At 62.3% G+C, this 24,668-nt stretch carries 25 protein-coding genes and 1 pseudogene; 11 read left to right on the forward strand and 15 right to left on the reverse strand.

Annotated elements, in window-relative coordinates; genetic code table 11:
* Window positions 1–7: 7 nt before the first annotated feature.
* From C5F70_RS24115 to C5F70_RS24135, 5 genes are all read right to left on the reverse strand, one after another.
* Window positions 8–2,092 carry a GGDEF domain-containing protein gene (locus tag C5F70_RS24115; RefSeq protein WP_104904179.1) on the reverse strand — a complete coding sequence of 695 codons (2,085 nt, stop codon included), beginning with the start codon at window positions 2,090–2,092 and terminating at the stop codon, window positions 8–10.
* A complete protein-coding gene (locus tag C5F70_RS24120) occupies window positions 2,089–2,967 on the reverse strand; it encodes an endonuclease/exonuclease/phosphatase family protein (RefSeq protein WP_104904180.1) in 879 nt (292 codons plus the stop codon). Before C5F70_RS24120 ends, C5F70_RS24115 begins: the two co-directional genes overlap by 4 nt.
* A gap of 10 nt (window positions 2,968–2,977) precedes the next feature.
* Window positions 2,978–3,613 carry a thiol:disulfide interchange protein DsbA gene (dsbA, locus tag C5F70_RS24125; RefSeq protein ID WP_104904181.1) on the reverse strand — a complete coding sequence of 212 codons (636 nt, stop codon included), beginning with the start codon at window positions 3,611–3,613 and terminating at the stop codon, window positions 2,978–2,980.
* A 167-nt stretch (window positions 3,614–3,780) separates the two neighbouring features.
* Entirely contained in the window at window positions 3,781–4,386 is a 606-nt protein-coding gene (locus C5F70_RS24130; protein WP_017849029.1) for a cytochrome c, read from the reverse strand.
* 37 nt (window positions 4,387–4,423) lie between these two features.
* On the reverse strand, window positions 4,424–4,723 hold the full coding sequence (locus C5F70_RS24135; protein ID WP_017849028.1) for a cytochrome c5 family protein: 300 nt from the start codon (window positions 4,721–4,723) through the stop codon (window positions 4,424–4,426).
* A 192-nt stretch (window positions 4,724–4,915) separates the two neighbouring features.
* On the opposite strand from C5F70_RS24135, the gene yihA reads away from it, so the two are divergent.
* Window positions 4,916–5,557, forward strand: a complete 642-nt coding sequence (gene yihA / locus C5F70_RS24140) for a ribosome biogenesis GTP-binding protein YihA/YsxC (protein WP_017849027.1) — start codon at window positions 4,916–4,918, stop codon at window positions 5,555–5,557.
* A 269-nt stretch (window positions 5,558–5,826) separates the two neighbouring features.
* Here yihA and polA read toward each other — a convergent pair whose 3' ends face one another.
* Window positions 5,827–8,601: a DNA polymerase I gene (gene polA, locus C5F70_RS24145; RefSeq protein ID WP_104904182.1), complete on the reverse strand. Its 2,775-nt coding sequence runs from the start codon at window positions 8,599–8,601 to the stop codon at window positions 5,827–5,829.
* A gap of 74 nt (window positions 8,602–8,675) precedes the next feature.
* Between polA and C5F70_RS24150 the strand changes: the two genes are divergently transcribed.
* A complete protein-coding gene (locus C5F70_RS24150; protein WP_017849025.1) occupies window positions 8,676–8,966 on the forward strand; it encodes a DUF2782 domain-containing protein in 291 nt (96 codons plus the stop codon).
* A gap of 56 nt (window positions 8,967–9,022) precedes the next feature.
* Window positions 9,023–9,976, forward strand: a complete 954-nt coding sequence (locus C5F70_RS24155) for a homoserine kinase (protein ID WP_046484367.1) — start codon at window positions 9,023–9,025, stop codon at window positions 9,974–9,976.
* Between the two features lie 51 nt (window positions 9,977–10,027).
* Here the strand turns inward: C5F70_RS24155 and C5F70_RS24160 are convergent, their stop codons facing one another.
* A complete protein-coding gene (locus tag C5F70_RS24160) occupies window positions 10,028–10,957 on the reverse strand; it encodes a zinc ABC transporter substrate-binding protein (protein ID WP_017849023.1) in 930 nt (309 codons plus the stop codon).
* A gap of 58 nt (window positions 10,958–11,015) precedes the next feature.
* Here C5F70_RS24160 and zur point away from each other — a divergent pair, with 58 nt between their 5' ends.
* The 4 genes and pseudogenes from zur (at window position 11,016) to C5F70_RS24180 (ending at window position 13,820) form a co-directional block, all read left to right on the forward strand.
* Window positions 11,016–11,498 (forward strand): zinc uptake transcriptional repressor Zur, encoded by a 483-nt coding sequence (zur, locus tag C5F70_RS24165; RefSeq protein WP_026140288.1) that lies wholly within the window; start codon window positions 11,016–11,018, stop codon window positions 11,496–11,498.
* Window positions 11,498–12,283 carry a zinc ABC transporter ATP-binding protein ZnuC gene (gene znuC / locus C5F70_RS24170; protein WP_017849021.1) on the forward strand — a complete coding sequence of 262 codons (786 nt, stop codon included), beginning with the start codon at window positions 11,498–11,500 and terminating at the stop codon, window positions 12,281–12,283. Before zur ends, znuC begins: the two co-directional genes overlap by 1 nt.
* Window positions 12,276–13,064 (forward strand): zinc ABC transporter permease subunit ZnuB, encoded by a 789-nt coding sequence (gene znuB, locus C5F70_RS24175; RefSeq protein ID WP_017849020.1) that lies wholly within the window; start codon window positions 12,276–12,278, stop codon window positions 13,062–13,064. Before znuC ends, znuB begins: the two co-directional genes overlap by 8 nt.
* 37 nt (window positions 13,065–13,101) lie before the next feature.
* Window positions 13,102–13,820, forward strand: a pseudogene (locus C5F70_RS24180) (PA5502 family lipoprotein).
* A gap of 117 nt (window positions 13,821–13,937) precedes the next feature.
* Here C5F70_RS24180 and katE read toward each other — a convergent pair.
* Window positions 13,938–16,079: a catalase HPII gene (gene katE / locus C5F70_RS24185; RefSeq protein ID WP_104904183.1), complete on the reverse strand. Its 2,142-nt coding sequence runs from the start codon at window positions 16,077–16,079 to the stop codon at window positions 13,938–13,940.
* A gap of 265 nt (window positions 16,080–16,344) precedes the next feature.
* On the opposite strand from katE, the gene C5F70_RS24190 reads away from it, so the two are divergent.
* Genes C5F70_RS24190 through C5F70_RS24200 form a run of 3 tightly spaced genes read left to right on the forward strand, consistent with a single transcriptional unit; the run spans window position 16,345 to window position 18,848 of the window.
* Window positions 16,345–17,352 carry a methionine ABC transporter ATP-binding protein gene (locus C5F70_RS24190; RefSeq protein WP_104904184.1) on the forward strand — a complete coding sequence of 336 codons (1,008 nt, stop codon included), beginning with the start codon at window positions 16,345–16,347 and terminating at the stop codon, window positions 17,350–17,352.
* Complete coding sequence (locus C5F70_RS24195) at window positions 17,352–18,026, forward strand: methionine ABC transporter permease (protein WP_017849016.1); 675 nt, start codon at window positions 17,352–17,354, stop codon at window positions 18,024–18,026. Before C5F70_RS24190 ends, C5F70_RS24195 begins: the two co-directional genes overlap by 1 nt.
* Before the next feature lie 51 nt (window positions 18,027–18,077).
* Window positions 18,078–18,848: a MetQ/NlpA family ABC transporter substrate-binding protein gene (locus C5F70_RS24200; protein WP_017849015.1), complete on the forward strand. Its 771-nt coding sequence runs from the start codon at window positions 18,078–18,080 to the stop codon at window positions 18,846–18,848.
* 144 nt (window positions 18,849–18,992) lie between these two features.
* Here the strand turns inward: C5F70_RS24200 and C5F70_RS24205 are convergent, their stop codons facing one another.
* The 5 genes from C5F70_RS24205 to C5F70_RS24225 are packed head-to-tail and all read right to left on the reverse strand — an operon-like array spanning window position 18,993 to window position 22,925.
* The gene (locus tag C5F70_RS24205) at window positions 18,993–19,628 is read right to left on the reverse strand and encodes an SCO family protein (RefSeq protein ID WP_017849014.1); all 636 of its coding nucleotides are present in this window, start codon (window positions 19,626–19,628) and stop codon (window positions 18,993–18,995) included.
* Window positions 19,625–20,524, reverse strand: a complete 900-nt coding sequence (gene cyoE / locus C5F70_RS24210) for a heme o synthase (protein WP_046381540.1) — start codon at window positions 20,522–20,524, stop codon at window positions 19,625–19,627. Before cyoE ends, C5F70_RS24205 begins: the two co-directional genes overlap by 4 nt.
* Window positions 20,512–21,591: a heme A synthase gene (locus tag C5F70_RS24215; RefSeq protein WP_104904185.1), complete on the reverse strand. Its 1,080-nt coding sequence runs from the start codon at window positions 21,589–21,591 to the stop codon at window positions 20,512–20,514. Before C5F70_RS24215 ends, cyoE begins: the two co-directional genes overlap by 13 nt.
* Window positions 21,592–21,601: 10 nt before the next feature.
* Window positions 21,602–22,195 carry a hypothetical protein gene (locus C5F70_RS24220; protein ID WP_104904186.1) on the reverse strand — a complete coding sequence of 198 codons (594 nt, stop codon included), beginning with the start codon at window positions 22,193–22,195 and terminating at the stop codon, window positions 21,602–21,604.
* Window positions 22,161–22,925 carry an SURF1 family protein gene (locus C5F70_RS24225; protein WP_104904187.1) on the reverse strand — a complete coding sequence of 255 codons (765 nt, stop codon included), beginning with the start codon at window positions 22,923–22,925 and terminating at the stop codon, window positions 22,161–22,163. The genes C5F70_RS24220 and C5F70_RS24225 overlap by 35 nt, the downstream gene beginning before the upstream one ends.
* Before the next feature lie 32 nt (window positions 22,926–22,957).
* On the opposite strand from C5F70_RS24225, the gene C5F70_RS24230 reads away from it, so the two are divergent.
* Complete coding sequence (locus C5F70_RS24230; RefSeq protein WP_017849009.1) at window positions 22,958–23,161, forward strand: twin transmembrane helix small protein; 204 nt, start codon at window positions 22,958–22,960, stop codon at window positions 23,159–23,161.
* A 6-nt stretch (window positions 23,162–23,167) separates the two neighbouring features.
* Here C5F70_RS24230 and C5F70_RS24235 read toward each other — a convergent pair whose 3' ends face one another.
* Both C5F70_RS24235 and C5F70_RS24240 read right to left on the reverse strand, forming a co-directional pair.
* Window positions 23,168–24,055, reverse strand: coding sequence for a cytochrome c oxidase subunit 3 (locus C5F70_RS24235; RefSeq protein WP_104904188.1), 888 nt, complete (start codon window positions 24,053–24,055; stop codon window positions 23,168–23,170).
* A 35-nt stretch (window positions 24,056–24,090) separates the two neighbouring features.
* The gene (locus C5F70_RS24240; protein ID WP_026140285.1) at window positions 24,091–24,642 is read right to left on the reverse strand and encodes a cytochrome c oxidase assembly protein; all 552 of its coding nucleotides are present in this window, start codon (window positions 24,640–24,642) and stop codon (window positions 24,091–24,093) included.
* Window positions 24,643–24,668: the final 26 nt, after the last annotated feature.

Below are 24,668 nucleotides of genomic sequence, written 5' to 3' on the forward strand. Positions count from 1 at the left end.
ACATCTTTTAGGCCGCCTGCACCCGGTTACGTCCCGCTGCCTTGGCCCGGTACAACGCCTCGTCGGCGCGCTTGAGCGCCAGGTCGCTGCGCTCGCCGGGCTGGAACTGCGCCACGCCCATCGACACCGTGATCGTCACCGGCTCGCCCTTGAAGTGGAACGGGCAGACTTCAATCGCCGCGCGCAGCGCTTCGCCGGCGGCGAGGGCATTCGCCAGGGGTGAGTCGGGCATCAGCAACACAAACTCTTCGCCGCCGAAGCGCGCAATGAAGTCGCCGGGGCGCAGGCGCTTGCGCAGCACACTGGCGATGATTTTCAGCACTTTGTCCCCGGCCAGGTGCCCGTAACCGTCGTTGATACGCTTGAAGTGATCGAGGTCCAGCATCGCCAGCGACAGGCTGTTGCCGCGCTGATGCCAGAGGTTGACCTCATGGTCCAGGCGCTCGCTCCACGCGGCACGGTTGGGCAAGCCGGTAAGCGGATCGACCAGCGCTTTCTGGCGCTGTACTTCGAGGTGATCGCGATAACCCTGGGCCTCCTGCTCCATATTGGCGACGCGTTCGGCGAGCCCTTTCAAGCGCTCCGCCACTTCCTGCTCGCGCAGGTCACGCTGCTGCTGGTGCTGGTCCATGGTGCCGAGCAGGCCTTCAAGGTGGCTTTCCAATACCTGCTTGAGGCTGTCCAGGTCGGCGGCGCCCTGCACACTGCTTTGCAGGCCGTCGACCTGTTCGCGGATTTGCGTGTCCAGCTCACGGGCGGCCGAGCGACTGTCGGCATAGCCTTCGCTGGCCGTCTGCAGATGGCCCTGGAACGCTTCGAGGCGTTCGTTGAGCTGCTTGAGGTAGGCCTCGAACTCATGCTGGCCGCTGTCGGTGATCGCCAGCATCAGCGTGGCCAGGTCATCGAGGATCGGCAGCAGTTCGTACCAGTTCAAACCATGGGCCAGGCGCTCGCGCATGGCTTCGGCCTGGGGCCGGTGGCGCTCGGGCAGGGACAGGTCTTCCAGCAGGCCAAGCAAGGTGTCTTCAATGTGTTTGGCCACGGAGCTGTAGGACGGCTCCGGCGAATCGGGCAGGGCGTAGATTGCGTCCGCCAGCAGCTCGTCCGGGTCCGGCGCGTCCAGCACCGGCGGCAGTGACAGGCTGCCGATGACGGTTTGTTGCGGTGCATCGACCTGAACCGGCGGTGGTTCGATAAGCGCGGCGAGTGCGCTTTCGGCGCCAGGTTCTGGCGCCGCTGCTGGAAGCGCCGCGGGTGTCGCCACTTCGACGGGCCGGGCGATCGGCGTGGGCTGGGGCGCGGCTTCGGGGGCGACGACCGGGCTCACGACCTCGGCCGCCGTGGCCGCCTTGGCCGCTGCCACCGGTTCCGGCGGTTCCGGCGGCGGCGGGGCCGAGCCTTGCGGCAACGGCGCGAACGCCCGCAGGGCCTGGGCCAACTCGTCGGACTGGGGTGGCGGTGCCGCCTCGGCGACGGGTTCGGGCACCGGCCTGGCGGCGGCGGGCGCAGAAGGCGCAGAAGGCGGCGGCGCGGGGTCGCCGGTCGGCGCCTCACTCACAACTTCCTTGGCGCCAAACAGACGTTGCAGCAGGCCGGGACCGGGGCGTGGGGTTTCGCCGTCCGGTTCCAGGTTATTCAACGCCTGCCCTTGCAGGTTGCTCAACTCACTGAGCAACAGCGGGATCTCGCGCGCCTGGCCCACGCGGCTATCCAGCTGCTTGGCGAAGGTTTTCAACGGGCGGGCCACCTCGCGGGGCAGCGGCAGTTTCTGCAACTGCGCAACCAGGGCCGTGAGCGCGCTGCTCATCTGGTCAATCCGGGTTTCGCGACGCTGCTCCGAATCCAGTACGGCTTTTTCCAGGCGCGGCAGCAATGCGGCGAGGGCGGCATCCATGTCGTCGCTGCGCACCACGTCGCGCATTTCCTTCATGCATTGATCGACCGCACGGTCGGTGCCTTCAGCGGCCAACGTACTGCGCACCAAGCCTCGGCGCAGCAGGTCGAGGCGGGCGGCCCAGCGGCGTTCGAGTTTGTCTTGTTGATCGATGCTTTTAAGGTATTTCTCTTTCCAGCGCTGGGCTTCGTCGCTCATGCAAGGGGTCCGCGAGGGCCGGGGCTCAACGCGGGCAATGCATCCACCGTGAGCGAACCCGGCAGACGAATCTCTACCGCGACCGGCAGGTGATCGGAGATGGGCTGCGCCAGCACCTGCACACTTTCAAGCGTGAGGGTCGGACTGAGCAGGATGTGGTCAAGACAGCGTTGCGGGCGCCAGCTGGGGAACGTGGCTTCGACTTGCGGCGCCAGCAACCCAAGGTCACGCAACGGGGAATTCTGCAGCAGGTCGGTGGCATGGGTGTTCATGTCCCCCATCAACACCTGATGCTTGTAGCCGCCAATCAACTCACGCACGTAGGCCAACTGCAGGTTGCGGGTCCGCCCCCCGAGCGCCAGGTGCATCATCACCACCACCAGGGCTTCCGAACCTTCGCCAAAACGCACGAGGATCGCGCCACGACCCTTGGGGCCCGGCAATGGGTGATCTTCGATGGCCGATGGCTTCAGGCGGCTGAGCACGCCGTTGCTGTGCTGCGCCAGACGCCCGAGGTTGCGATTGAGTTGCTGATACCAGTAGGGAAATGCACCCAACTGGGCCAGGTGTTCCACCTGGTTGATGTAGCCGGAGCGAATGCTGCCGCCGTCGGCTTCCTGCAGGGCGACCAGGTCGAAGTCGCCCAACAGGTCGCCGATCTTCTGCAGGTTGCCGGCCCGCCCGTTGTGGGGCAGCAAGTGCTGCCAGCCACGGGTGAGGTAGTGCCGGTACTTCTCGGTACTGATACCCACCTGGATATTGAAGCTGAGCAGCCGCAGGCGGCTGTCCGCCGGCAGGCCCGTGGATTCCAGGTGAGCTTCGTTGACCTGCGGGTCATGCAGACCGACAACGCGTTCGGTACCCCAGCGACGCATGGCAGGCCCCTTACTTGGCGGCGCGTTCTTTGGCGATCAACTGGTCGGCCACATTGAGGGTCGCTTCAGGACCGCCGGTGGTGCCCAGGTCGAAACGGTACTTGCCGTTGACGATCATGGTCGGAACGCCTTGCACGCCATAAGCCACGGCGAGTTTCTTGGCGGTTTCGATCTGGCCCTTGATGGCGAAGGAATTGAAGGTGGCCAGGAACTTGTCCTTGTCGACACCTTGGGTCGCGACGAAGTCAGCCATGTCCTCAGGCTTGGTCAGGCGCTTGCCTTGTTTCTGGATCGCCTCGAAGACAGCGTTGTGAACCTTGTGCTCGACACCCATGGCTTCCAGGGTCAGGAACAGTTGGCCGTGGGCATCCCATGGGCCGCCGAACATGGCAGGGATGCGTTTGAAGTTCACGTCCTTGGGCAGCTTCTCAACCCATGGGTTGATGGTTGGCTCGAAGGCGTAGCAATGCGGGCAGCCGTACCAGAACAGCTCCACCACTTCGATCTTGCCCGGCACCGAAACCGGCACAGGGTTGGCCAATTCCACGTAGGTTTTACCGGCTTCAAGCGGCACGTCGGCGGCTTGTGCGGTCATGCCGAAGAGGCTGGCGGTGACGAGAGCGGCGCTGAGGATCAGATTACGCATGCTTTACTCCTGGACAAATAAAGTCGCCTCACGCGACCTTTGTTGTGACAGGTCTGCGCGGGCATGAGTTCGTTAGTGTAACGGCACCGGCCACAAAAAAGGGCGGCCTAGGCCACCCTTTTTATGCTTGCATCAACGGATTAATCGAGCGTTAACGCAGCCCTCGATCAGTGCAGCCCCTGAATGTATTGGGAAACCGCTTCGATGTCCTTGTTGCTCAGCTTGGCGGCAATGCTCTGCATGATTTTGGTATCGCCGTCGTTGGTGCGATTGCCTTCACGGAAGTCCGTCAGTTGCTTGGCGACGTACTGCGCATGCTGGCCACCCACATGCGGGAAGCCCGCAGCGGCGTTGCCCACGCCGTTAGGCGAGTGGCAACCGATGCAGGAAGGCATGCCTTTGTCGAGGTTGCCGCCACGGAACAGTTCTTCGCCACGGGCCACTTGCTTCGGATCAGCAGCTCCCACACTGCCTTTCTGGCTGGAAAAATAGGCCGCGATATCGGCCAGGTCCTGATCGCTGAGGTTGGTCAGCAAGCCGGTCATTTCCAGGACCGTGCGCTTGCCGTCCTTGATGTCGTGCATCTGCTTGGTCAGGTAACGCTCACCCTGGCCGGCCAGTTTAGGGAAGTTCGGCGCCGGGCTATTACCATCCGGTCCATGGCAAGCACCACACACGGCGGCTTTCGCCTGACCCGCAGCAGCGTCGCCTGCAGCATGGGCAACACCGGTGATGCCCAAGGTCAACAGCAGACTCACGATCAGTTTGTTCATCAGCTAATCCAACTACGGCTAAGGGTTTAAGAGTTATCTAACCGGGTTTACTCACCATCCACTCAATGATGGCCTGGTAATCCTCGGTACTGCAGTCCATGCACAAACCACGCGGCGGCATTGCCTTGAAACCCTGGGTCACGTGTTGCACCAGCGTGTCCATGCCTTGCGCCAGTCTGGGCGCCCAGGCTGCCTGGTCACCCCGCTTCGGGGCGTTCGGCAGTTGGCCGGCATGGCAAGCCACGCAAACTCGGTTGTACACCGCTTCCGGTTCCTGTGTAGCCTGAGCGCCGTAAAGCGGCATCAAGACACCGACAGCAAGCAACCATCTGGTCATACATCGACCTTTTCAGGGTTTGGGAGCGTTTTGCGTTCTAATGCGCAATAAAGGTCTATCGCTCCCGTGAACTTCATCCTTCGCTGGGACAAAGCACACACAAAATCTGCGGCATTATATACTGGCGCTACTGAAACGGAAACGACACCGCTTGCCGCACCCTTTTTCGGCACCGCCCACATCGGAAATCTCATGCAACTCAAGAACCCCATCCTCGGCCTGTGCCAACAGTCCACGTTCATGCTCAGCGCCGCCAAAGTGGACCAATGCCCCGATGACGAGGGCTTTGAAGTCGCCTTTGCCGGCCGTTCCAACGCGGGCAAATCCAGCGCCCTGAACACCTTGACCCATGCCAGCCTGGCGCGCACCTCGAAAACCCCGGGCCGCACGCAGTTGCTCAACTTCTTCAAGCTAGACGATGATCGGCGTCTGGTCGACCTTCCGGGCTACGGTTATGCAAAAGTACCTATCCCGCTGAAGCTGCACTGGCAGCGTCACCTCGAGGCTTACCTGGGTGGCCGGGAGAGTTTGAAGGGTTTGATCCTGATGATGGACATCCGTCATCCAATGACCGACTTCGACCTGCTGATGCTCGACTGGGCAGTCGCCAGCGGCATGCCGATGCATATCCTGCTGACCAAAGCCGACAAACTGACCTATGGCGCCGCCAAGAACACGCTGTTGAAGGTGCAGGCGGAAATCCGCAAAGGTTGGGGTGACACCATCACCATCCAGCTGTTCTCGGCGCCAAAGCGCCTGGGCCTGGAAGAAGCCTACACCGTGCTGGCCGACTGGATGGAATTGGCCGACAAGGGCGCAGAAACCGCGGAGTGACTTTTGCGCAGGCAAAAAAAACCCCGGACTTCGTATGGGGAGGGGAAGTTCGGGGTTCAAGCTCCGGACCGCTAGGGCGGGGTCCAGATATCTGCCAACACTTAACACAACATAGGAGCATTGAAGGGCTTCACCGCCCATTCAGTAACTCTGAGTGGCATTTCATGAGTTAAGTTCCGGCACGTACAAAAAACTATTTGCAATAAGCGACGGCATTTTCGGGTCTAAAGCGTTCTGCCACCACCCTCGGCGGTGGCAGAACCGCGCTATCAGTGCGCTTCGTCCCAGTTATCACCCACGCCCACTTCCACCAGCAGCGGCACATCCAGCGTCGCCGCGTGGCTCATGTGCTGGCGGATCTCTTCACGCACTTGATCGACCAGATCCTCGCGAACCTCCAGCACCAGCTCATCGTGTACCTGCAGGATGACTTTGGCATCCAGGCCCGACGCGGTCAGCCAGTTATCCACCGCCACCATGGCTTTCTTGATGATATCCGCCGCCGTGCCCTGCATCGGCGCGTTGATCGCCGTGCGCTCGGCGCCTTTGCGCAGCGCCGGGTTCTTCGCGTTGATGTCCGGCAGGTACAGGCGGCGACCGAAGATCGTCTCGACATAACCCTGCTCGGCCGCCTGGGCGCGGGTGCGCTCCATATAGGCCAGCACGCCCGGGTAGCGGGCGAAATAACGGTCGATATAGGCCTGGGACTGTTTACGATCGACACCGATCTGCTTGGCCAGGCCAAACGCGCTCATGCCGTAGATCAGGCCGAAGTTGATCGCCTTGGCGCTGCGACGCTGGTCGGTGGTGACCGCGCCCAGCTCCACGCCAAATACTTCGGCGGCGGTGGCCTTGTGTACGTCCAGGTCATTGCGGAAGGCGTGCAGCAAGCCTTCGTCCTTGGCCAGGTGCGCCATGATCCGCAGCTCGATCTGCGAGTAGTCCGCCGCCAGCAGCTTGTAGCCTTTTGGCGCGACGAACGCCTGACGAATCCGCCGGCCTTCAGCGGTGCGGATCGGAATGTTCTGCAGGTTCGGATCACTCGACGACAAACGCCCGGTGGCCGCCACCGCCTGGTGGTACGAGGTATGGATGCGCCCGGTGCGCGGGTTGATCTGCTCAGGCAAGCGGTCGGTGTAGGTGCTTTTCAGCTTGCTCATGGAGCGGTACTGCATCAGCACCTTGGGCAGCGGGAAATCCTGCTCGGCCAGTTCGGCAAGCACCGCTTCGGCGGTCGACGCCTGGCCCTTGGCGGTCTTGCTGAGAACCGGGTGGCCGAGTTTTTCGTACAGGATCGCGCCCAATTGCTTGGGCGAGCCGAGGTTGAATTCCTCACCGGCGATGGCAAATGCCTCACGCTCCAGCTCGACCATCTTCTCGCCGAGCTCAACACTCTGCACGCCGAGCAACTTGGCATCCACCAGCGCGCCCTGGCGCTCGATACGCGCCAGTACCGGCACCAGCGGCATCTCGATATCGGTCAGCACGCTGACCAGGCTGGGGATCGCCTGGAGTTTTTCGAACAAGGTCTGGTGCAGACGCAGGGTGACGTCGGCATCTTCAGCCGCGTAAGGGCCGGCCTGTTCGAGGGAGATCTGGTCAAAGGTCAGCTGTTTGGCGCCTTTACCCGCAATATCCTGGAAGCTAACCGTGGTGTGCCCCAGGTATTTCTGAGCCAGGCTGTCCATGTCATGCCGCGTGGCGGTGGAGTCGAGGACGTAGGATTCGAGCATGGTGTCGTAGGCAATGCCCTGCACCGTGATGCCACAATTCTGATCGCCACCGATGGCACAGTTGGCGAGGATATTCATATCGAACTTGGCGTGCTGGCCCACCTTGAGCTTGCTCGGGTCTTCGAGGATCGGCTTGAGCGCGCGCAGCACCGTGTCGCGGTCCAGCTGCTCCGGCACGCCCATGTAGGAATGGGTCAGCGGGATGTAGGCCGCTTCGTAGGGCTGCACCGCGAACGACAACCCAACCAGCTGCGCTTGCTGTGCATCGATGCCGGTGGTCTCGGTATCGAAGGCGAACAGCTTGGCCTCGCCGAGCTTCTTCAGCCACACATCGAAACGCGCCTGATCGAGGATGGTCTCGTACTTGAGCTCGGTGTTGACGACCGGCGCATTCTCGGCGACCGGAGCCGCCACCTCCAAGCCGGTGCGCTTGGCGTCGCGCTGCACTTCCTCGAACCAGCTTTTGAACTCCAGGAGGGTGTACAGCTCCAGGAGTTTTTCGCGATCCGGCTCGATCAGGTGCAGATCATCCAGGCCCACGTCCAGCGGCACGTCGATCTTGATCGTCGCCAGCTGATAGGAAAGGAAGGCCATGTCCTTATGCTCTTGCAGCTTGGCCGGCAGGGTCTTGGCCCCACGGATAGGCAGGCTCGGCACAATATCCAGATTTTCATACAGCTCTTTCAGGCCGCCATTGACGCCCACCAGCAAGCCGGAAGCGGTCTTCGGACCAATGCCCGGAACGCCAGGAATGTTGTCGGACGAATCGCCCATCAACGCCAGATAGTCGATAATCTGCTCCGGAGCGACGCCAAATTTCTCCTTTACGCCCTCCACATCCATGGCGCTACCGGTCATGGTGTTGACCAGGGTAATGTGCCCGTCCACCAACTGCGCCATGTCTTTGTCGCCGGTCGAGATCACCACCGGGCGGTCCGCGGCTGCGCTGCTGCGGGCCAGGGTGCCGATCACGTCATCGGCTTCGACGCCTTCGACGCACAACAGCGGGAAACCCAGGGCGATCACGCTCTGGTGCAGGGGCTCGATCTGCAGGCGCATGTCGTCGGGCATGCTTGGGCGGTTGGCCTTGTATTCGGCGTACATTTCGTCGCGAAAGGTCCCACCCTTGGCGTCGAACACGACCGCGAACGGGCTGTCCGGGTACTGCTTGCGCAGGCTCTTGAGCATGTTCAACACGCCCTTGACCGCACCGGTCGGCAGGCCTTTGGAAGTGGTCAGCGGTGGCAGCGCGTGGAAGGCGCGGTACAGATATGAAGAACCGTCCACCAGGACGAGGGGGGCTTGGCTCATGAGCAGGATCAACCTTTTCGGCGGGTCAGGCGCTAGAATAGCCGGACCACAGACAACAAAGGGACAAGGTTATCATGCGCTCATTCAATCGCCTGCTGTTGACCGGCTTGTTTGCATTCGCTCCGATGGTTGCCATGGCGGCCGACAGTGCGCCTTCGGGTGATCCGGAAGTTACCATTCGCACAGAGGGCGACAGAACCATTCAGGAGTACCGTCAAAACGGTTTCCTGTATGCAATCAAGATAACGAAGAAAGGCTTCCCACCGTATTTCCTGGTGCGCGCGGACGGAACCGATGCGAATTTCATCCGCTCTGACCAACCGGATATGCTGATCCCGTCATGGAAGATCTTCGAATGGAAATGATTTCTTAACTTCAATTGGCGCCGCACACCGCGGCGCCCGTACTGGCAGTTTTAACCATGTCTGTGTTCACCCCCCTGGCTCGGACCGAGCTGGAAACCTTTCTTGCCCCTTACGGGCTCGGCCGCCTGCTTGATTTCCAGGGGATCGCCGCGGGTAGCGAAAACACCAATTTCTTCATCAGCCTGGAACAGGGTGAGTTCGTCCTGACCCTGGTCGAGCGCGGCCCGGTGCAGGAAATGCCGTTCTTCATCGAACTGCTCGACGTGCTCCACGACGCCGACTTGCCGGTGCCTTACGCCCTGCGCACCACCGACGGCGTGGCCCTGCGCGAATTGGCCGGCAAACCGGCGCTGCTGCAACCGCGCCTGGCCGGCAAGCACATCAAGGACGCCAATGCCCAGCACTGCGCCCAGGTCGGCGACCTGCTTGGCCATCTGCACCTGGCGACCCAGGGCGACAAGGTACTGGAGCGCAAGACCGATCGCGGGCTGGACTGGATGCTCAGCGAAGGCGCGCAGTTGATTTCGCACCTGGACGCAGCGCCGCAACGCCTGCTGCGCGACGCACTGGATGAGATCGAGGCCCACAAGGCGCAGATCCTCGCCCTGCCGCGCGCGAATATTCATGCGGATCTGTTTCGCGACAACGCGATGTTCGAAGGCACGCACCTGACGGGCTTGATCGACTTTTACAACGCCTGCTCGGGCCCGATGCTGTACGACGTGGCGATCGCCCTGAATGACTGGTGCTCGGACGCCGACGGCGTACTCGACGGCCAGCGCGCCCGCGCACTGCTCGGGGCTTATGCGGGGTTGCGCCCGTTTACCGCGAAAGAAGCCGAGTTGTGGCCGACGATGTTGCGCGTGGCGTGCGTGCGGTTCTGGTTGTCACGCCTGATCGCGGCGGAGTCGTTTGCCGGGCAGGATGTGTTGATTCATGACCCGGCGGAGTTCGAGCATCGGCTGGCGCAGCGCCAGCAGGTCGCGATCCAGCTGCCGTTCGCGCTCTAAAATGCGGGAGGGAGCTTCTTGCTCCCTCCTACAGACGTTATGCCTGGGCTTTCAGAGCGACTCCAGGCAGCCCGCCAAGTCATTGCCCAGCTTGTCCAGCACCTGTTCGTAACCTTGAGCGGAAGCCGGGGTGTACCCGCCCAACGCATCCAGCTCCGCCAATTTCACCGGCAAACCGGCCACCAGCGTTTCCGCCAGGCGCGGACGCAGCGGCGGCTCACTGAACACGCAGGTCTTGCCGACTTCCTGCAAACGTGTACGCATCGCCGCCACATGCTGGGCACCGGGCTGCACTTCGGCGGCCACGCTGAACACACCGGCGTGCTTGAGGCCGTAGGCCTCTTCGAAATAATCAAAGGCTTCGTGGAACACAAAGTAAGGCTTGTCGTGGATGCCGGCCATCCGCGCTTTCAAGCGCGCGTCCAACGCATCCAGTCGGCTCACGAACGCCTTCACGTTGAGCTGGTAGCGCTCGGCATTGGCCGGGTCCGCGGCGCTGAGGTCGGCGCCCATGCGTGCGGCAATCACCCGGGCGTTGAGCGTCGACAACCACAGATGTGCGTCCAAAGTGCCTGGGCGATGATCGTGGTCATGTTCGTCGGCATCGTCGGCGTGGGAATGGCTATCTTCGGCGAAACGACGGAGTTTCATGCCCGGAAGATCCTGCACGGCCACCGTCGGCAGGCTGCGCCCCTTGAGGACGCGGGGCAGGAAGCCTTCCATGTCCGGGCCGATCCAATACAGCAAGTCCACCGACTGCACGCGCCGCACGTCGGATGGGCGCAACGCATAGTTATGCGGCGAGGCCCCCGGCGGCAACAACACCTCGGGAACCGCCACGCCGTCCTGCACAGCCGCGGCAATCAACTGCAGCGGCTTGATGCTGGTCAGCACCTTGACCTCCGCCTGAGCGGCACCCGCGGTGAGCAAACTGGCGACAAATACGACAAAAACGGGAAAAAGTCGGGACACGATGACCACTCAATGGCGTAGGAACGGGTAACATAATAACGTCTCTATCAAATATCTGTCGCCGCTCATGCCTATAACACCGCTTGCCAGCCGTCCCCACGACCACTCTCACTGCGTGCACACCGCGCTGTCGGAGGCCGACACCCTCTGCGCACGGCAGGGTCTGCGCCTGACCGCCCTGCGTCGGCGCGTGCTGGAACTGGTCTGGCAGAGCCACAAGCCGCTGGGCGCCTACGACATCCTCGGCGTGCTCAGCGAGCAGGACGGTCGCCGCGCCGCGCCGCCCACGGTGTACCGCGCGCTGGATTTCCTGCTGGACAACGGCCTGGTACACCGCATCGCGTCACTCAACGCCTTCGTCGGCTGCAACCACCCGGAACACGCGCACCAGGGTCAGTTCCTGATCTGTCGCAAGTGCCACGCCGCCATTGAGCTTGAGCAAAGCAGCATCAGCGACGCCATCATCCAGAGCGCCGCCGACGTCGGCTTCAAGGTGGAAGGGCAAACCGTCGAAGTCGTCGGGCTCTGCGCCGGTTGCCAGGGGGCTTGATGAGCAACGCGTTAATCCGCCTGGAGCAGGTCGGGGTCACGTTCGCTGGGCAAAACGTGCTGGATAACATCGCGCTGAGCGTCGAACCGGGGCAGATCGTCACGCTGATCGGCCCCAATGGCGCCGGCAAGACCACCCTGGTGCGCGCCGTACTCGGCCTGCTCAAGCCCGACACCGGCAGTGTGTGGCGCAAGCCCAAGCTGCGTGTCGGTTATATGCCGCAAAAACTCTTCGTGGACCCGACGCTGCCCTTGTCGGTGCTGCGCTTCCTGCGCCTGGTGCCGGGCGTGGACCGCGCCCGCGCGCAAGCCGCGCTCAAGGAGGTCGGTGCCGAACAGGTCATCGACAGCCCGGTGCAAAGCATCTCCGGCGGTGAAATGCAGCGCGTGTTACTGGCCCGCGCCCTGTTGCGCGAGCCGGAGCTGCTGGTGCTCGACGAACCGGTGCAGGGCGTCGACGTCGCCGGCCAGGCCGAGTTGTACAGCTTAATCACCCGCCTGCGCGACCGCCTTGGCTGCGGCGTGCTGATGGTCTCCCACGACCTGCACCTGGTGATGAGCACCACCGACCAAGTGGTGTGCCTCAACCGCCACGTGTGCTGCTCCGGCCATCCGGAGCAAGTCAGCGGCGATCCGGCGTTCGTCGAGCTGTTCGGCAAGAACGCGCAGAGCCTGGCGATTTATCACCACCATCACGACCACGCCCATGACCTGCATGGCGCCGTGGTCGACGATCCCGCCACACCCCACACTCACGTTCATGGAGATAGCTGCAAGCATGGCTGATTTTCTGCTCTACGCCCTGCTGGCAGGCTTGGCTCTGGCGCTGGTGGCGGGCCCGCTGGGCTCGTTCGTGGTCTGGCGGCGCATGGCCTATTTCGGCGACACCTTGTCCCACGCCGCATTGCTGGGCGTGGCCCTGGGCTTTCTGCTGGATGTGAGCCCGGCCATCGCCGTGACCGTCGGCTGCCTGCTGCTGGCGGTGCTGCTGGTGACCCTGCAACAGCGCCAGCCGCTGGCCTCCGACACGTTGCTGGGCATCCTGGCGCCCAGCACCCTGTCCCTGGGCCTGGTGGTGCTGAGCTTCATGCATGAAGTACGCATCGACCTGATGGCTTACCTGTTCGGCGACCTGCTGGCGATCAGCCCCACGGACCTTGCGTGGATTCTCGGCGGCAGCGCAGCCGTGCTGGTGCTGCTGGTGACGCTGTGGCGCCCGCTGCTGGCAATCACCGTGCATGAAGAACTGGCCACGGTGGAAGGCTTGCCCGTGCCCGCGCTGCGCATGACCTTGATGTTGTTGATCGCCGTGGTGATCGCTGTCGCGATGAAGATTGTCGGCGTATTGTTGATCACGTCACTGCTGATCATTCCCGCAGCCGCCGCCCAGCGCCACGCCCGCTCGCCGGAACAGATGGCGATCGGCGCCAGCGTACTGGGGATGCTGGCAGTGTGTGGGGGCCTGGCGCTGTCCTGGTTCAAGGACACGCCGGCAGGGCCGTCGATTGTGGTCACGGCGGCCGCCCTGTTTCTGCTGAGTTTTGTCCTGCCCCGTCGAGGGGTGTAGACTTGCTCGCTTTTTGCGCAAATAGAGAGTCGCAGGAATGAAGCCGTTCACCTCCCGTTATCTGCTCCTTGCCGCATTTTCCCTGCTGCTGGGCGCTTGTCAAAGTACCCCGCCCGCCGCCCCGAGGCCCCGGACGCACGCGCTGTCGCCATCGCGCAACTGGAGCAAAACCTGGCCAGCAGCGAGCTGGCCACCGCCGAAGACCAACTGGCCGCGCTGCAAGCCCAGTCGCCCAACGATCCGGCGCTCGAGGCTTACCAGCGTCAACTGGCCGAAGCCTACCTGCAACGCAGTCAGATCGTGTTGCAAAAAGGTGACGTCAACGCCGCCGCTACCGCCCTCAGCCGCGCCCGCGCATTGATGCCCAAGGCTCCGGCGCTGACCGGTGGCGTCAACAGCGCCATCACCCATGCACGCAAAGCCGAGCTGGACAAAGCCGAGGCCGCCCTCAAGGCCGCCGAAACCAAGCCCGCCGCCAAGGTCATCGACCCGGCCGCGCAGAGCACCACCGTGGCGCTGAACCTCACAGACATCGAAGAGCTGCGCCATCAGCTGGATGCCATCGCCACCGACGTGGTGAATTACCAGTGCGATGTGACCATCCAGGCACCGCGCACCCAGGATTACCCGTGGCTGGCGACCTTGCTGAGCAAACGGGTCAAGCGCATTGATTCGGGCTACGACCTGACGATTCACCGGCAGATCCTGAAGACTATTCCGGCGCAGGTTGTGCTGATTCCGCGCAAGGCGGAATAAAGCCATCGGGGGCAAGTCGAATCGTCGCACCGCCCCTCCCACATTTTGAACGGTGAATACATTCAACGTGTGGGAGGGGGCTTGCCCCCGATGGCGATCTAACCAACAACAGATGACTTAAGCCGGAACCGCCTTGGCCTTCGGCTCACGATCCCAGACCCGATGCTGGGCAATCGCTTTAAAGAACGCCTTGAACGCCTTGGCATCCGCCCCCACGATCAACCCCGCATCCGCCTCGAGCTTGAGCAGGTCGAGCAAGGGCTTCGCGTCACTGGCCACGGCAATCGCCTTCAGGTGCTTGTAGGCCTCCAGCAGGTAGTGCAACGCCACGCCGTCCCCACTCAACGCCTTGATCGACGCCTTACCGCCGGGCACGAACACCGCATCAAACGCAATCGAGGGCAGGCCTGCCATCGACGCATCCACCGCCAGATGCTTGCCATCGGCCGTGGTGACCGGCGCCGAGGTCGGCCCGAGCAACTTGGCATGTGCGCCTTCGGCTTGCAGCGCTTTCTTCAATGCGGCAATTGCCGCGCCGTCGACACCATCGGCCGCCAGAATCGCCACTTTGCGCGTTTTGATATCGCCCGACAGCAGGTTCACCTGGCTCAACGCCGGCGACGCTTTCACCGACGCCTTGCGCGGCGGCACCGTGCCTTTGGTCGGTGCGGGCAGGCCCAGGTTCTGTGCAACGCGCCTGGCCAGTTCCAGGTCGATGTTGGCCAGAATCTCATTGACCTGACGGGCACGGATAACCTCGCGCTCCACCTTGCCCAACTCAAAACTGTAGGCCGCAATGATGTGCTCTTTCTCATGGTGGCTCATGCTGTTAAAAAACAGCGTGGCCTGGGAGAAGTGATCGCCAAACGACTCACTGCGCTCGCGCACCTTGTTGGCATCGACGCGCTCGTAATAGGTTTCGAAACCACCCTCCTGAGCCGCGGGCGGCGTTTCTTTCGGCCAACCGCCATCGATCGAATTCGGCTCATACGCAGCCCGGCCCTTATCGATCACAGTGCGATGCTGGGCATCCCGCTGACCATTATGGAAAGGCACTACAGGCCGATTGATCGGCAGCTCATGAAAGTTCGGCCCACCGAGTCGGCTGATCTGGGTATCCGTGTAGGAAAACAGGCGGCCTTGCAGTAGCGGGTCGTTGGTGAAGTCGATACCCGGCACGATATGGCCAGGGCAAAAGGCGACTTGCTCGACTTCGGCAAAGAAGTTGTCGGGGTTGCGGTTAAGCACCATCTTGCCCAGCGGCGTAATCGGCACCAACTCTTCGGGGATGATCTTGGTCGGATCGAGCAGGTCGAAGTCGAACTTATGCTCGTCTTCTTGCGCAACGATCTGTACACCCAACTCCCACTCAGGGTAGTCACCGCCCTCAATCGCTTCCCGCAGGTCGCGACGGTGGTAATCGGTATCTTTACCGGCAAGCTTTTGCGCTTCGTCCCACACCAGGGAGCAGGTGCCGACTGTTGGATGCCAGTGGAATTTCACGAAGCTCGATTTACCTTCGGTATTGATCAAGCGAAAGGTGTGAATACCGAACCCCTGCATGGCACGCAGGCTTTTCGGAATAGCCCGGTCAGACATGGCCCAGATCACCATGTGCGCCGATTCCGGCTGCAGCGAGACAAAATCCCAGAACGTATCGTGAGCCGAGCCACCGGTAGGCATTTCATTGTGCGGCTCAGGCTTTACCGCATGCACAAAGTCAGGAAACTTGATCGCATCCTGAATGAAAAATACCGGCATGTTGTTGCCCACCAGGTCGAAGTTGCCTTCCTCGGTGAAGAACTTCACGGCAAAACCGCGCACGTCGCGCACCGTATCGCCCGAACCACGTGGGCCCTGCACGGTGGAAAAACGCACGAATACCGGGGTTTTATGCTCGGGGTTACGCAGGAAACCGGCCTTGCTCAGCGCCGAATGGTTCTCATAGGTCTGAAAATAGCCATGCGCGCCCGTACCGCGCGCATGCACGATGCGCTCCGGGATACGTTCATGGTCAAAATGCGTGATTTTTTCACGCATGATGAAGTCTTCCAGCAGCGAGGGGCCGCGGGCACCGACTTTCAAGGTGTTCTGGTTATCGGAAATCTTCACGCCTTGGTTGGTACGCAGTGCCTGGCCGGTCGCGTCGCTACGGAATGCCTCCAGGGCCTGCAGCTTGGCGTTGGTGTTGCCACGGTCCAGGGTATCGGTGCCCGCCAGTTCACTCTTCGGCGGGATGGCTGGCTTGTTGGTACTCATCAGACAAAACTCCTTATTCAAAGTGGCCAGAGCGGTCCCCGGCTCGTTTGAGCAAAACCCCAGGCACGGCACCCGGGAAATCGAGTTGCTGAAGTAGTGACTGACACGAATTTGCACCGTTCCTTTTTTATGACCTTTGATCGCGTTATTGCCAAATCGCTGGTTGAATGCGAAATAAATGCTAAGAACCGCTATACGGACAGGCTAAAATGCGCGCCCGGCTAACCGCTGATCCCTTTTCCATGCGCCCCACAAGGTTCGCTACGTGATCGAGTTTCATAACGTCCATAAAACCTACCGCGTCGCCGGTAAGGAAATCCCCGCGCTTCACCCCACCAACCTGCGCGTCGAGAACGGCCAGGTGTTTGGTCTGATTGGCCACTCCGGTGCGGGAAAAAGTACCTTGTTGCGCCTGATCAATCGCCTCGAGCAACCCAGCGGCGGCCAGATCAACGTCGATGGCGAAGAAGTCACGGCCCTGGATGCCAACGGCCTGCGCCGTTTCCGTCAGCAGGTCGGGATGATTTTCCAGCACTTCAACCTGCTGGCCTCCAAGACCGTCGCCGACAACGTGGCGCTGCCGCTGACACTGGCGGGCGAATTGTCGCGCAAGGCCATCGACCAGCGCGTCGCCGAACTGCTGGCGCGCGTCGGCCTGTCGGACCACGCCAAGAAGTTCCCGGCGCAACTGTCCGGCGGCCAGAAGCAGCGCGTCGGCATTGCCCGCGCCCTGGCGACCAAGCCGAAAATCCTGCTGTGCGACGAAGCCACCAGCGCCCTTGACCCGCAGACCACCGCCTCGGTGTTGCAACTGCTGGCCGAGATCAACCGCGAGTTGAAGCTCACCATCGTACTGATCACCCACGAAATGGACGTGATCCGCCGCGTATGCGACCAGGTGGCCGTGATGGATGCCGGCGTGATCGTCGAGCAAGGCTCGGTGGCCGACGTGTTCCTGCACCCCAAGCACCCGACCACCAAGCGCTTTGTCCAGGAAGCCGATCAGGTCGACGAAAGCGAGCAGCGCGATGATTTCGCCCATGTACCGGGCCGCATCGTGCGCCTGACGTTCCAGGGCGAAGCGACCTACGCACCGCTGCTGGGTAACATCGCCCGCGAAACGGGTGTGGACTACAGCATCCTCGCCGGGCGCATCGACCGCATCAAAGACATCCCCTACGGGCAACTGACCCTCGCCATCACCGGCGGTGACATGGAAGCGGCCTTTGCCCGCTTCACCGCCGCCGACGTCCACATGGAGGTGCTGCGCTAATGGAAGTCCTGATGAGTTTCTTCGCCAATATCGACTGGTCCGAAATCTGGCTCGCCACCGGCGACACCATGACCATGCTGTTCGGTTCGCTGTTCTTCACCGTGCTGCTCGGCTTGCCCTTGGGCGTGCTGCTGTTTCTGTGCAGCCCGCGCCAGTTGTTCGAGCAAAAAGGCCTGTACGCGTTGCTGTCGCTGAGCGTGAACATCCTGCGCTCGCTGCCGTTCATCATCCTGTTGATCGTGATGATCCCGTTCACCGTGCTGATCACCGGCACTTCGCTGGGTGTGGCCGGTGCGATTCCGCCGCTGGTCGTGGGCGCAACGCCGTTCTTTGCGCGCCTGGTGGAAACCGCGCTGCGTGAAGTAGACCGCGGCATCATCGAAGCCACCCAGTCCATGGGCGCCAGCACGCGCCAGATCATCACCCATGCTTTATTGCCTGAGGCCCGCCCCGGCATTTTCGCGGCGATTACGGTGACGGCGATTACACTGGTGTCCTACACCGCCATGGCCGGCGTCGTCGGTGCCGGCGGCCTGGGCGACCTGGCCATCCGTTTCGGCTACCAGCGCTTCCAGACTGATGTGATGGTCGTCACGGTGGTGCTGTTGTTGATCCTGGTGCAAATTCTGCAAACCGTCGGCGACAAGCTGGTGGTGCATTTTTCTCGAAAATAACGGCTATTGCCGGCTACACGCCGATAAATGCCCGAACAAGGAGCTTGCTGGATGAAAAAACTACTGGTTGCTTTCGCTGCCGTCGCCGCGTTTTCGGCCCACGCCGAGACCATCACGGTTGCCGCCTCGCCGGTGCCCCACGCGGAAATCCTCGAATTCGTGAAGCCGGCACTCGCCAAAGAGGGCGTGGACTTGCAGGTCAAAGTCTTCACCGACTACGTGCAGCCCAACGTACAAGTGGCCGAAAAGCGCCTGGACGCCAACTTCTTCCAGCACCAGCCGTACCTGGATGAGTTCAACAAAGCCAAGGGCACGCACCTGGTGAGCGTCGGCGCGGTCCACCTCGAGCCTCTGGGCGCTTACTCCAGCAAGTACAAGACCCTGGCCGACCTGCCTGACGGCGCCAACGTCGTGATCCCGAACGACGCCACCAACGGCGGCCGCGCGCTGTTGCTGCTGGCCAAGCACAACCTGATCACCCTGAAGGACCCGACCAACATCCTGTCGACCATCAAGGACATCACCGCCAACCCGAAAAAACTCAAGTTCCGCGAACTGGAAGCCGCCACGTTGCCGCGCGTGCTGACCCAGGTCGACCTGGCGCTGATCAACACCAACTACGCGCTGGAAGCCAAACTGGACCCGTCCAAGGACGCCCTGGTCATCGAAGGCAGCGACTCGCCTTACGTGAACATCCTGGTGACCCGCGAAGACAACAAAGACTCGGACGCCGTGAAGAAGCTGGTCGCAGCCCTGCACACGCCTGAAGTGAAGAAGTTCATCGAAGAGAAGTACAAAGGCGCGATCAAGCCAGCGTTCTGATCCGACTCGCTCCCCAACACACCGCAGATCAAACAATGTGGGAGGGGGCTTGCCCCCGATAGCGGCAGTTCAGTCGATGCATACGTTGACTGACCCACCGCCATCGGGAGCAAGCCCCCTCCCACCTGTGTTTTGTGTTGCCTGTTATTTGCGCTGCAACAGCCCTGGCAACTGCGCCACCAGCTTCTGGTTGTTCAGCGGCGCACGAATGAACCCACGCTGGGTGCCATCCGGGCCGATCAGCGCGAGGTTGCCGCTGTGGTCGACCGTGTAGTTCGGCTTGGTCGTGTCCGCCGGAATGAACGGGATGCTCACCGCGTTCGACACCTTCTGCACATCGTCCACATTCGCGCCGGTCAGGCCTTCGAATTGCGGGTCGAAATAGCCCAGGTATTGCTTGAGCTGAGTCGGCGTGTCGCGGTTCGGGTCGACGCTGACCAGGATCACCTGCAACTTATCCACAGCTTCTTTGGGCAACTCGCTCTTGATCTGGCGCAGTTGGGCGAGGGTGGTGGGGCAGATGTCCGGGCAGAAGGTGTAGCCGAAGAACAGCAGGCTCCACTTGCCCTTCAACTCGTTGACCAGTACCGGCTGGCCGTCCTGGTTGGTCATGGTCACCGGCGGCAATTGGCGGCTTTGCGGCAGCAGGATGATGCCGGCATCGATCAAGGCGGTCGGGTCGCCCTGGCCCTTGCCCGAGAGCACCTTGTTGACGGTCAGGCCCATGATCAACGCGACAATGGCCACCAGAATGAAGACAGTTTTTTGAGTTCGGGTCATAGGTTCAACAATAAGTAGTGGTCTACGAGCAGGGCGATAAACAGGAGGAACAGGTACCAGATAGAGTACTTGAACGTGTTGATCGCCGCGTGCGGCTGAGCGCCACGGTACAGCACCCAGGCCCATTGCAGAAAGCGTGCGCCCAACACCAGCGCAGATCCGAGGTACAGCAGGCCGCTCATATGGATGACGTAGGGCATCAGGCTCACCGCCAGCAGGACGCAGGTGTAGAGCAGGATATGCACCTTGGTGTAGTGCTCGCCATGGGTGACCGGCAGCATCGGAATATCGGCCTTGGCGTATTCCTCCTTGCGGTGAATGGCCAGGGCCCAGAAGTGCGGCGGGGTCCAGGCGAAGATGATCAGCACCAGCAGCAGCGGCTCGGCGCTGACATGCCCGGTGACCGCAACCCAGCCCAACAGCGGCGGTGCCGCGCCGGCCAGGCCACCGATGACGATGTTCTGCGGCGTCGCGCGCTTGAGAAAGCCGGTGTAGATCACCGCATAACCGAGCAACGAAGCCAGCGTCAGCCAGGCCGCCAGCGGGTTGGTGAACGCCAGCAGCAGCGCCAACCCGGCAACAGCCAGAAACAAAGCAAAGGCCAGCGCCGCCCCGGGCGACACACGCCCCTGCGCGATCGGGCGCTTTTGCGTGCGCGCCATCAGCGTATCGATGCGCCGATCGACGACGTGGTTGACCACCGCCGCGCCACCGGCACACAGGGCGATCCCCAGATTGCCGAAGATCAGCACCGCCCACGGCACCCCGGCGCGGGTGGCGAGGAACATGCCCACCAGCGAGGTGATGAGCATCAGCACCACCACTTTCGGCTTGGTCAGCTCCAGGTAGTCACGCCAGATCGCCTGGCCGTGACGCGCGCCGATCAAGGTCGCCATGGCATCTCTCCTTTGAGGGTGATAAGGCCCGATACGTGTTTACGCGGGCTGAAGCGCCAGCCGAACGGCATCTGGCGGCGCACCCGGACCAGGCTGGTACGGGCGTGGTAATTGACCAGTACCAGGGTCAGCAACAAGGCTGCGCCACCGGCGTTGTGACCGACCGCCACCGGCAGCGGCAGGTGGAAATACACGTTGCTCAGGCCCAGGCCGATCTGTGCCGCCAGGGCGATCAGCAGCAGGCCCGCGAGCCGGGTCATGCCCACCGCGCGCAGCTGCCAGGCCAGGCCCAGCAATACCAGGGTGACCAGCAGCGCGCCGATGCGGTGGGTCAGGTGAATGGCCGTGCGCGCGTCGCTGTCGAGCTGGCCGCCGAGGTAATTGGGGCCGATGTGCTGGGTCAGGTGGAAGCCATTGGCAAAGTCCGCCGCCGGCCACCACTGGCCATGGCAGGTGGGCAAATCGATACAGGCCACCGCCGCGTAGTTGGAACTCACCCAGCCGCCTAGTGCGATCTGGCCGATCACCAGCACCAGGCCGGCGGTGGCCCAATATTGCAGGCGCTTGGGCACGATCAGCGCGGGCAGCACGCCGGACAGGCGCAGGGTCAGCAGAAACAACAGGCTCAAGGTCGCAAAGCCGCCCAACAGATGCCCGGTCACCACTTGCGGCCAGAGCTTGAGCGTCACCGTCCACATGCCGAACGCCGCCTGGGCGAACACCACCACCAACAGGAACAGCGGCAACTTCACCGGCTGGCCGGGGTCGCGCCGATGCCGCCACGAGCGCGCCGCCAGCAGCACGATCAGCAGGCCCAGGGTGCCGGCAAAGTAACGATGGACCATCTCGCTCCAGCCTTTGTCGGCCTCCACCGGCGTGTCCGGGAAATGCAACTCGGCATGGGCCAACTGGGCGTCGCTTTGCGGCACGCTGATAAAACCGTAGCAGCCTGGCCAATCCGGACAACCCAGGCCGGCGTGGGTCAGGCGCGTATAGGCGCCGAGCAATACGACAATCAGCGCCAGCAAGGTGGCAAACAGCGCGAGGCGAAATCCAGGTTTGGCCATGACGATGCCCTTATCCGATGTTCGACAGTTTCAGCAGGTGGCGCAGGTCGTTTAGCAAGTCCTTGCCCTTGACCGTCGTGTCGTAGCGCAGCACCAGGTTGCCGTGGGGATCGACGATCCACAGTTGCGCCTCGCCCGGCGCGGCGGCGGCTTTGCCGAAGGTCGTCAAGTCCAGCGGGTAGCGTTGCAATTGCGGGTATTCGGCCCTGAGCCTGGCCTCGTAATCGGCGCCGACCGGCTGCGCACTGGCCAGGGCATGACTGGCCCGGGACGCATCGCGACCAAGGCCGATCTGCAGCTGCCGCGCCAGGTACACCAGTTGCCGACACTCGGCGGCGCAGGCGCTGGGCGCCGTGACGAGCAACTGCCAGCGCTGTTCGTCCGCCTGCACGCCGATATCGGCGCGGGTCTGGCCGTTGCCGATCAGTTCGCCGTGGTAACTGCGACTGTCCGGCACCCAGAACTGCAGTTTGTACATAAAGGTGGCGAGCGCCATCGGGCCGATCACCATCAGCAGGATCAGGATCAGCTGCCAGCGGCCTTTGCGCCGGTCGGGCGTCGCTGGCGCATCAGACATGTTGAGTGGATTCATGGCCGCTCCCATGGTGCTTCTCCTTTGCGTTGTGCCATCCGAGGTAGAGGTAAAGGCTCAGCAGCGCCAACGTCATGGCGAACCATTGCACCGCATAGGCCAGGTGTTTTTCCGGGCCCATGGCAACGATGGGCCAGGTGGTGTCGTAGGTGCCGGGGCCGGCTTCGGCGCGCAGTTCGTAGGCAAAACCGCTGCGCCCCAGTTCGGCCCACAACGTGGCAGGATGCAGCGCGGTGAGCAGGCGCGGCCAGTGCGCGGTCGCCGGGTCGGCATGCAGCTGGAAGGTTTCGCCGGGTGCGACATACACCCAGGCGTCAAGATTCACCGGCTGTTCCGGCGTGCTGAAGACGGGCGGCGCGCGCCGATCCGGCCAGGGCAACCAGCCGCGATTGAGCAGCAGCCACAGGCCGCTGGCCTGGTCGTGAAACGGTTGCAGCAGCTCGACGCCGGCCTTGCCATTACGCATGCGGTTGTCGAGCAACACACTGTGCTCGCCGTCGAATTGACCGCGCAGATGCACGCGACGGAAGGCCGGATCAGCCATGCTATCGAGTTGCGCACTGCCCACCGGCTCAGCGGCGCGGCGCTCGGCGTAGCTGTCCACCATCAGCTGTTTTTCATGGCCGCGCGACAGTTGCCAGAACCCCAGGCCCACCATCAGCGGCAGCAACACGAGCACCACCAACGTCGGCGCGATACCGGGGCGAAAGCGCTGGATGGCACTGGCTATACTGGATTTCATCGCCCCTCCCCTATAAGCCCTGGAGCCAGACCATGCTCAAAGCCGCCATTGCCCTGATGCTCATCGCGACCGTCGCGAGCCTGTTCAGCGGCTTGTTCTTTCTGGTCAAGGACGAGGGCCACTCCAACCGCCTCGTCACCGCCTTGACCGTGCGTGTCGTGCTGGCCGTGATCACCGTGGCGTTGATCGCCTGGGGCTTTTTCAGCGGCCAGTTGGTGTCACATGCGCCTTGGTAGCGCGCCTCACAGCACATACACGAAGAAAAACAGGCCAATCCAGACCACATCCACAAAGTGCCAATACCAATTGGCCGCCTCGAAACCGAACTGGTGCTCGGCATTGAAGTGCCCGCGCAAGATACGCATCAGCATCACGAACAAAATAATCGTGCCGATGGTCACGTGGGCCCCGTGAAAACCGGTGAGCATGAAGAAGGTCGCGCCGTACACGCCGGAGCCCAACGTCAGGCCCAGCTCTTTGTAGGCGTGGATGTATTCCTCGGCCTGGAACCCAAGAAACCCCAGGCCCAGCAGCACCGTGATCGCCAGCCAGAGCTTCAGCGCACCGCGATGGCCTTTGCGCAGCGCATGGTGGGCGATGGTGATGGTCACGCTGGAACTCACCAGCAGGATGGTGTTGACCAACGGCAGGCCCCACGGGCTGATGGTGCCTTCGGGCGCGGGAAACAGCGTGGGATCGGGGTTGTTGAGCAGCGGCCAGACAAACTCGAAATTCGGCCACAGCATATGCGCGATGCCTTTGGAGCCTTCGCCCGCCAACCACGGCGCCGACATATGCCGCACATAAAACAGCGCACCGAAGAACGCGATAAAGAACATCACTTCGGAAAAGATGAACCAGGTCATGCCCCAGCGGAACGAGCGGTCCATCTGCGCGCTGTACAACCCGGCACGGCTTTCCTTGATCACCGCGCCGAACCAGCCGAACAGCATGTAGGCCAGCAACAAGCCACCGACGAAAAAGATCCACGGCCCGTGGGATTCCGGGCGCGCAGCCTTCAGGTCGTTGAACCACACGCCCAGGCCATACACGGTGATCAGCAGGCCAACCGTGGCAATTATCGGCCATTTGCTTTGCGCTGGTACGTAGTACGTATCATGAGTCGACATGTATTCGCTCTCCTGATTGAGCGGGCAAACAGTAGCTAGCCGCCGCTATGGACAGCCACGGGCGGTTGGCGCGCGGTGATATCAAACAGCGTGTACGCCAGGGTCAAATGCTTCACATCCTTGGGCATGTCGCGATCGACAATGAAGCGCACCGGCATTTCGATGCGCTCACCGGGTTGCAGCACTTGCTGGGTGAAGCAAAAACACTCGGTCTTGTGGAAGTACATCGCCGCTTCAGCCGGGGAAATGCTCGGGATCGCCTGGGCAGTCATCGGCTTATCGCTGGGGTTGTAGGCCACAAAGAGCATCTCGTTGACCGCGCCGGGGTTGACCACGATCTCGTCGGCCTTGGAATGGAACTCCCAGACCATGTCGATGGCATTGGTGGACAGGAACTGCACCCGCACCTGGCGCGACGGATCGACGATCTGCTCGCCCTCATACTGCCCGGCCGTCTTGCCGTTGATGCCGAACGCCTTGCACATCACGTCGTAGATCGGCACCAGGGCAAAGCCGAAAGCGAACATCGCCAGCACCAGGATCAACAGGCGGGTGACCAGGCGCTTGAGTGGCACGGAGTCAGCCATGGCGATCACCCGACAGTGTGGGAGGG

This window comes from Pseudomonas sp. LH1G9 (genome assembly GCF_002949975.1).
In the GTDB taxonomy this organism is placed as follows: Bacteria; Pseudomonadota; Gammaproteobacteria; order Pseudomonadales; family Pseudomonadaceae; genus Aquipseudomonas; species Aquipseudomonas veronii.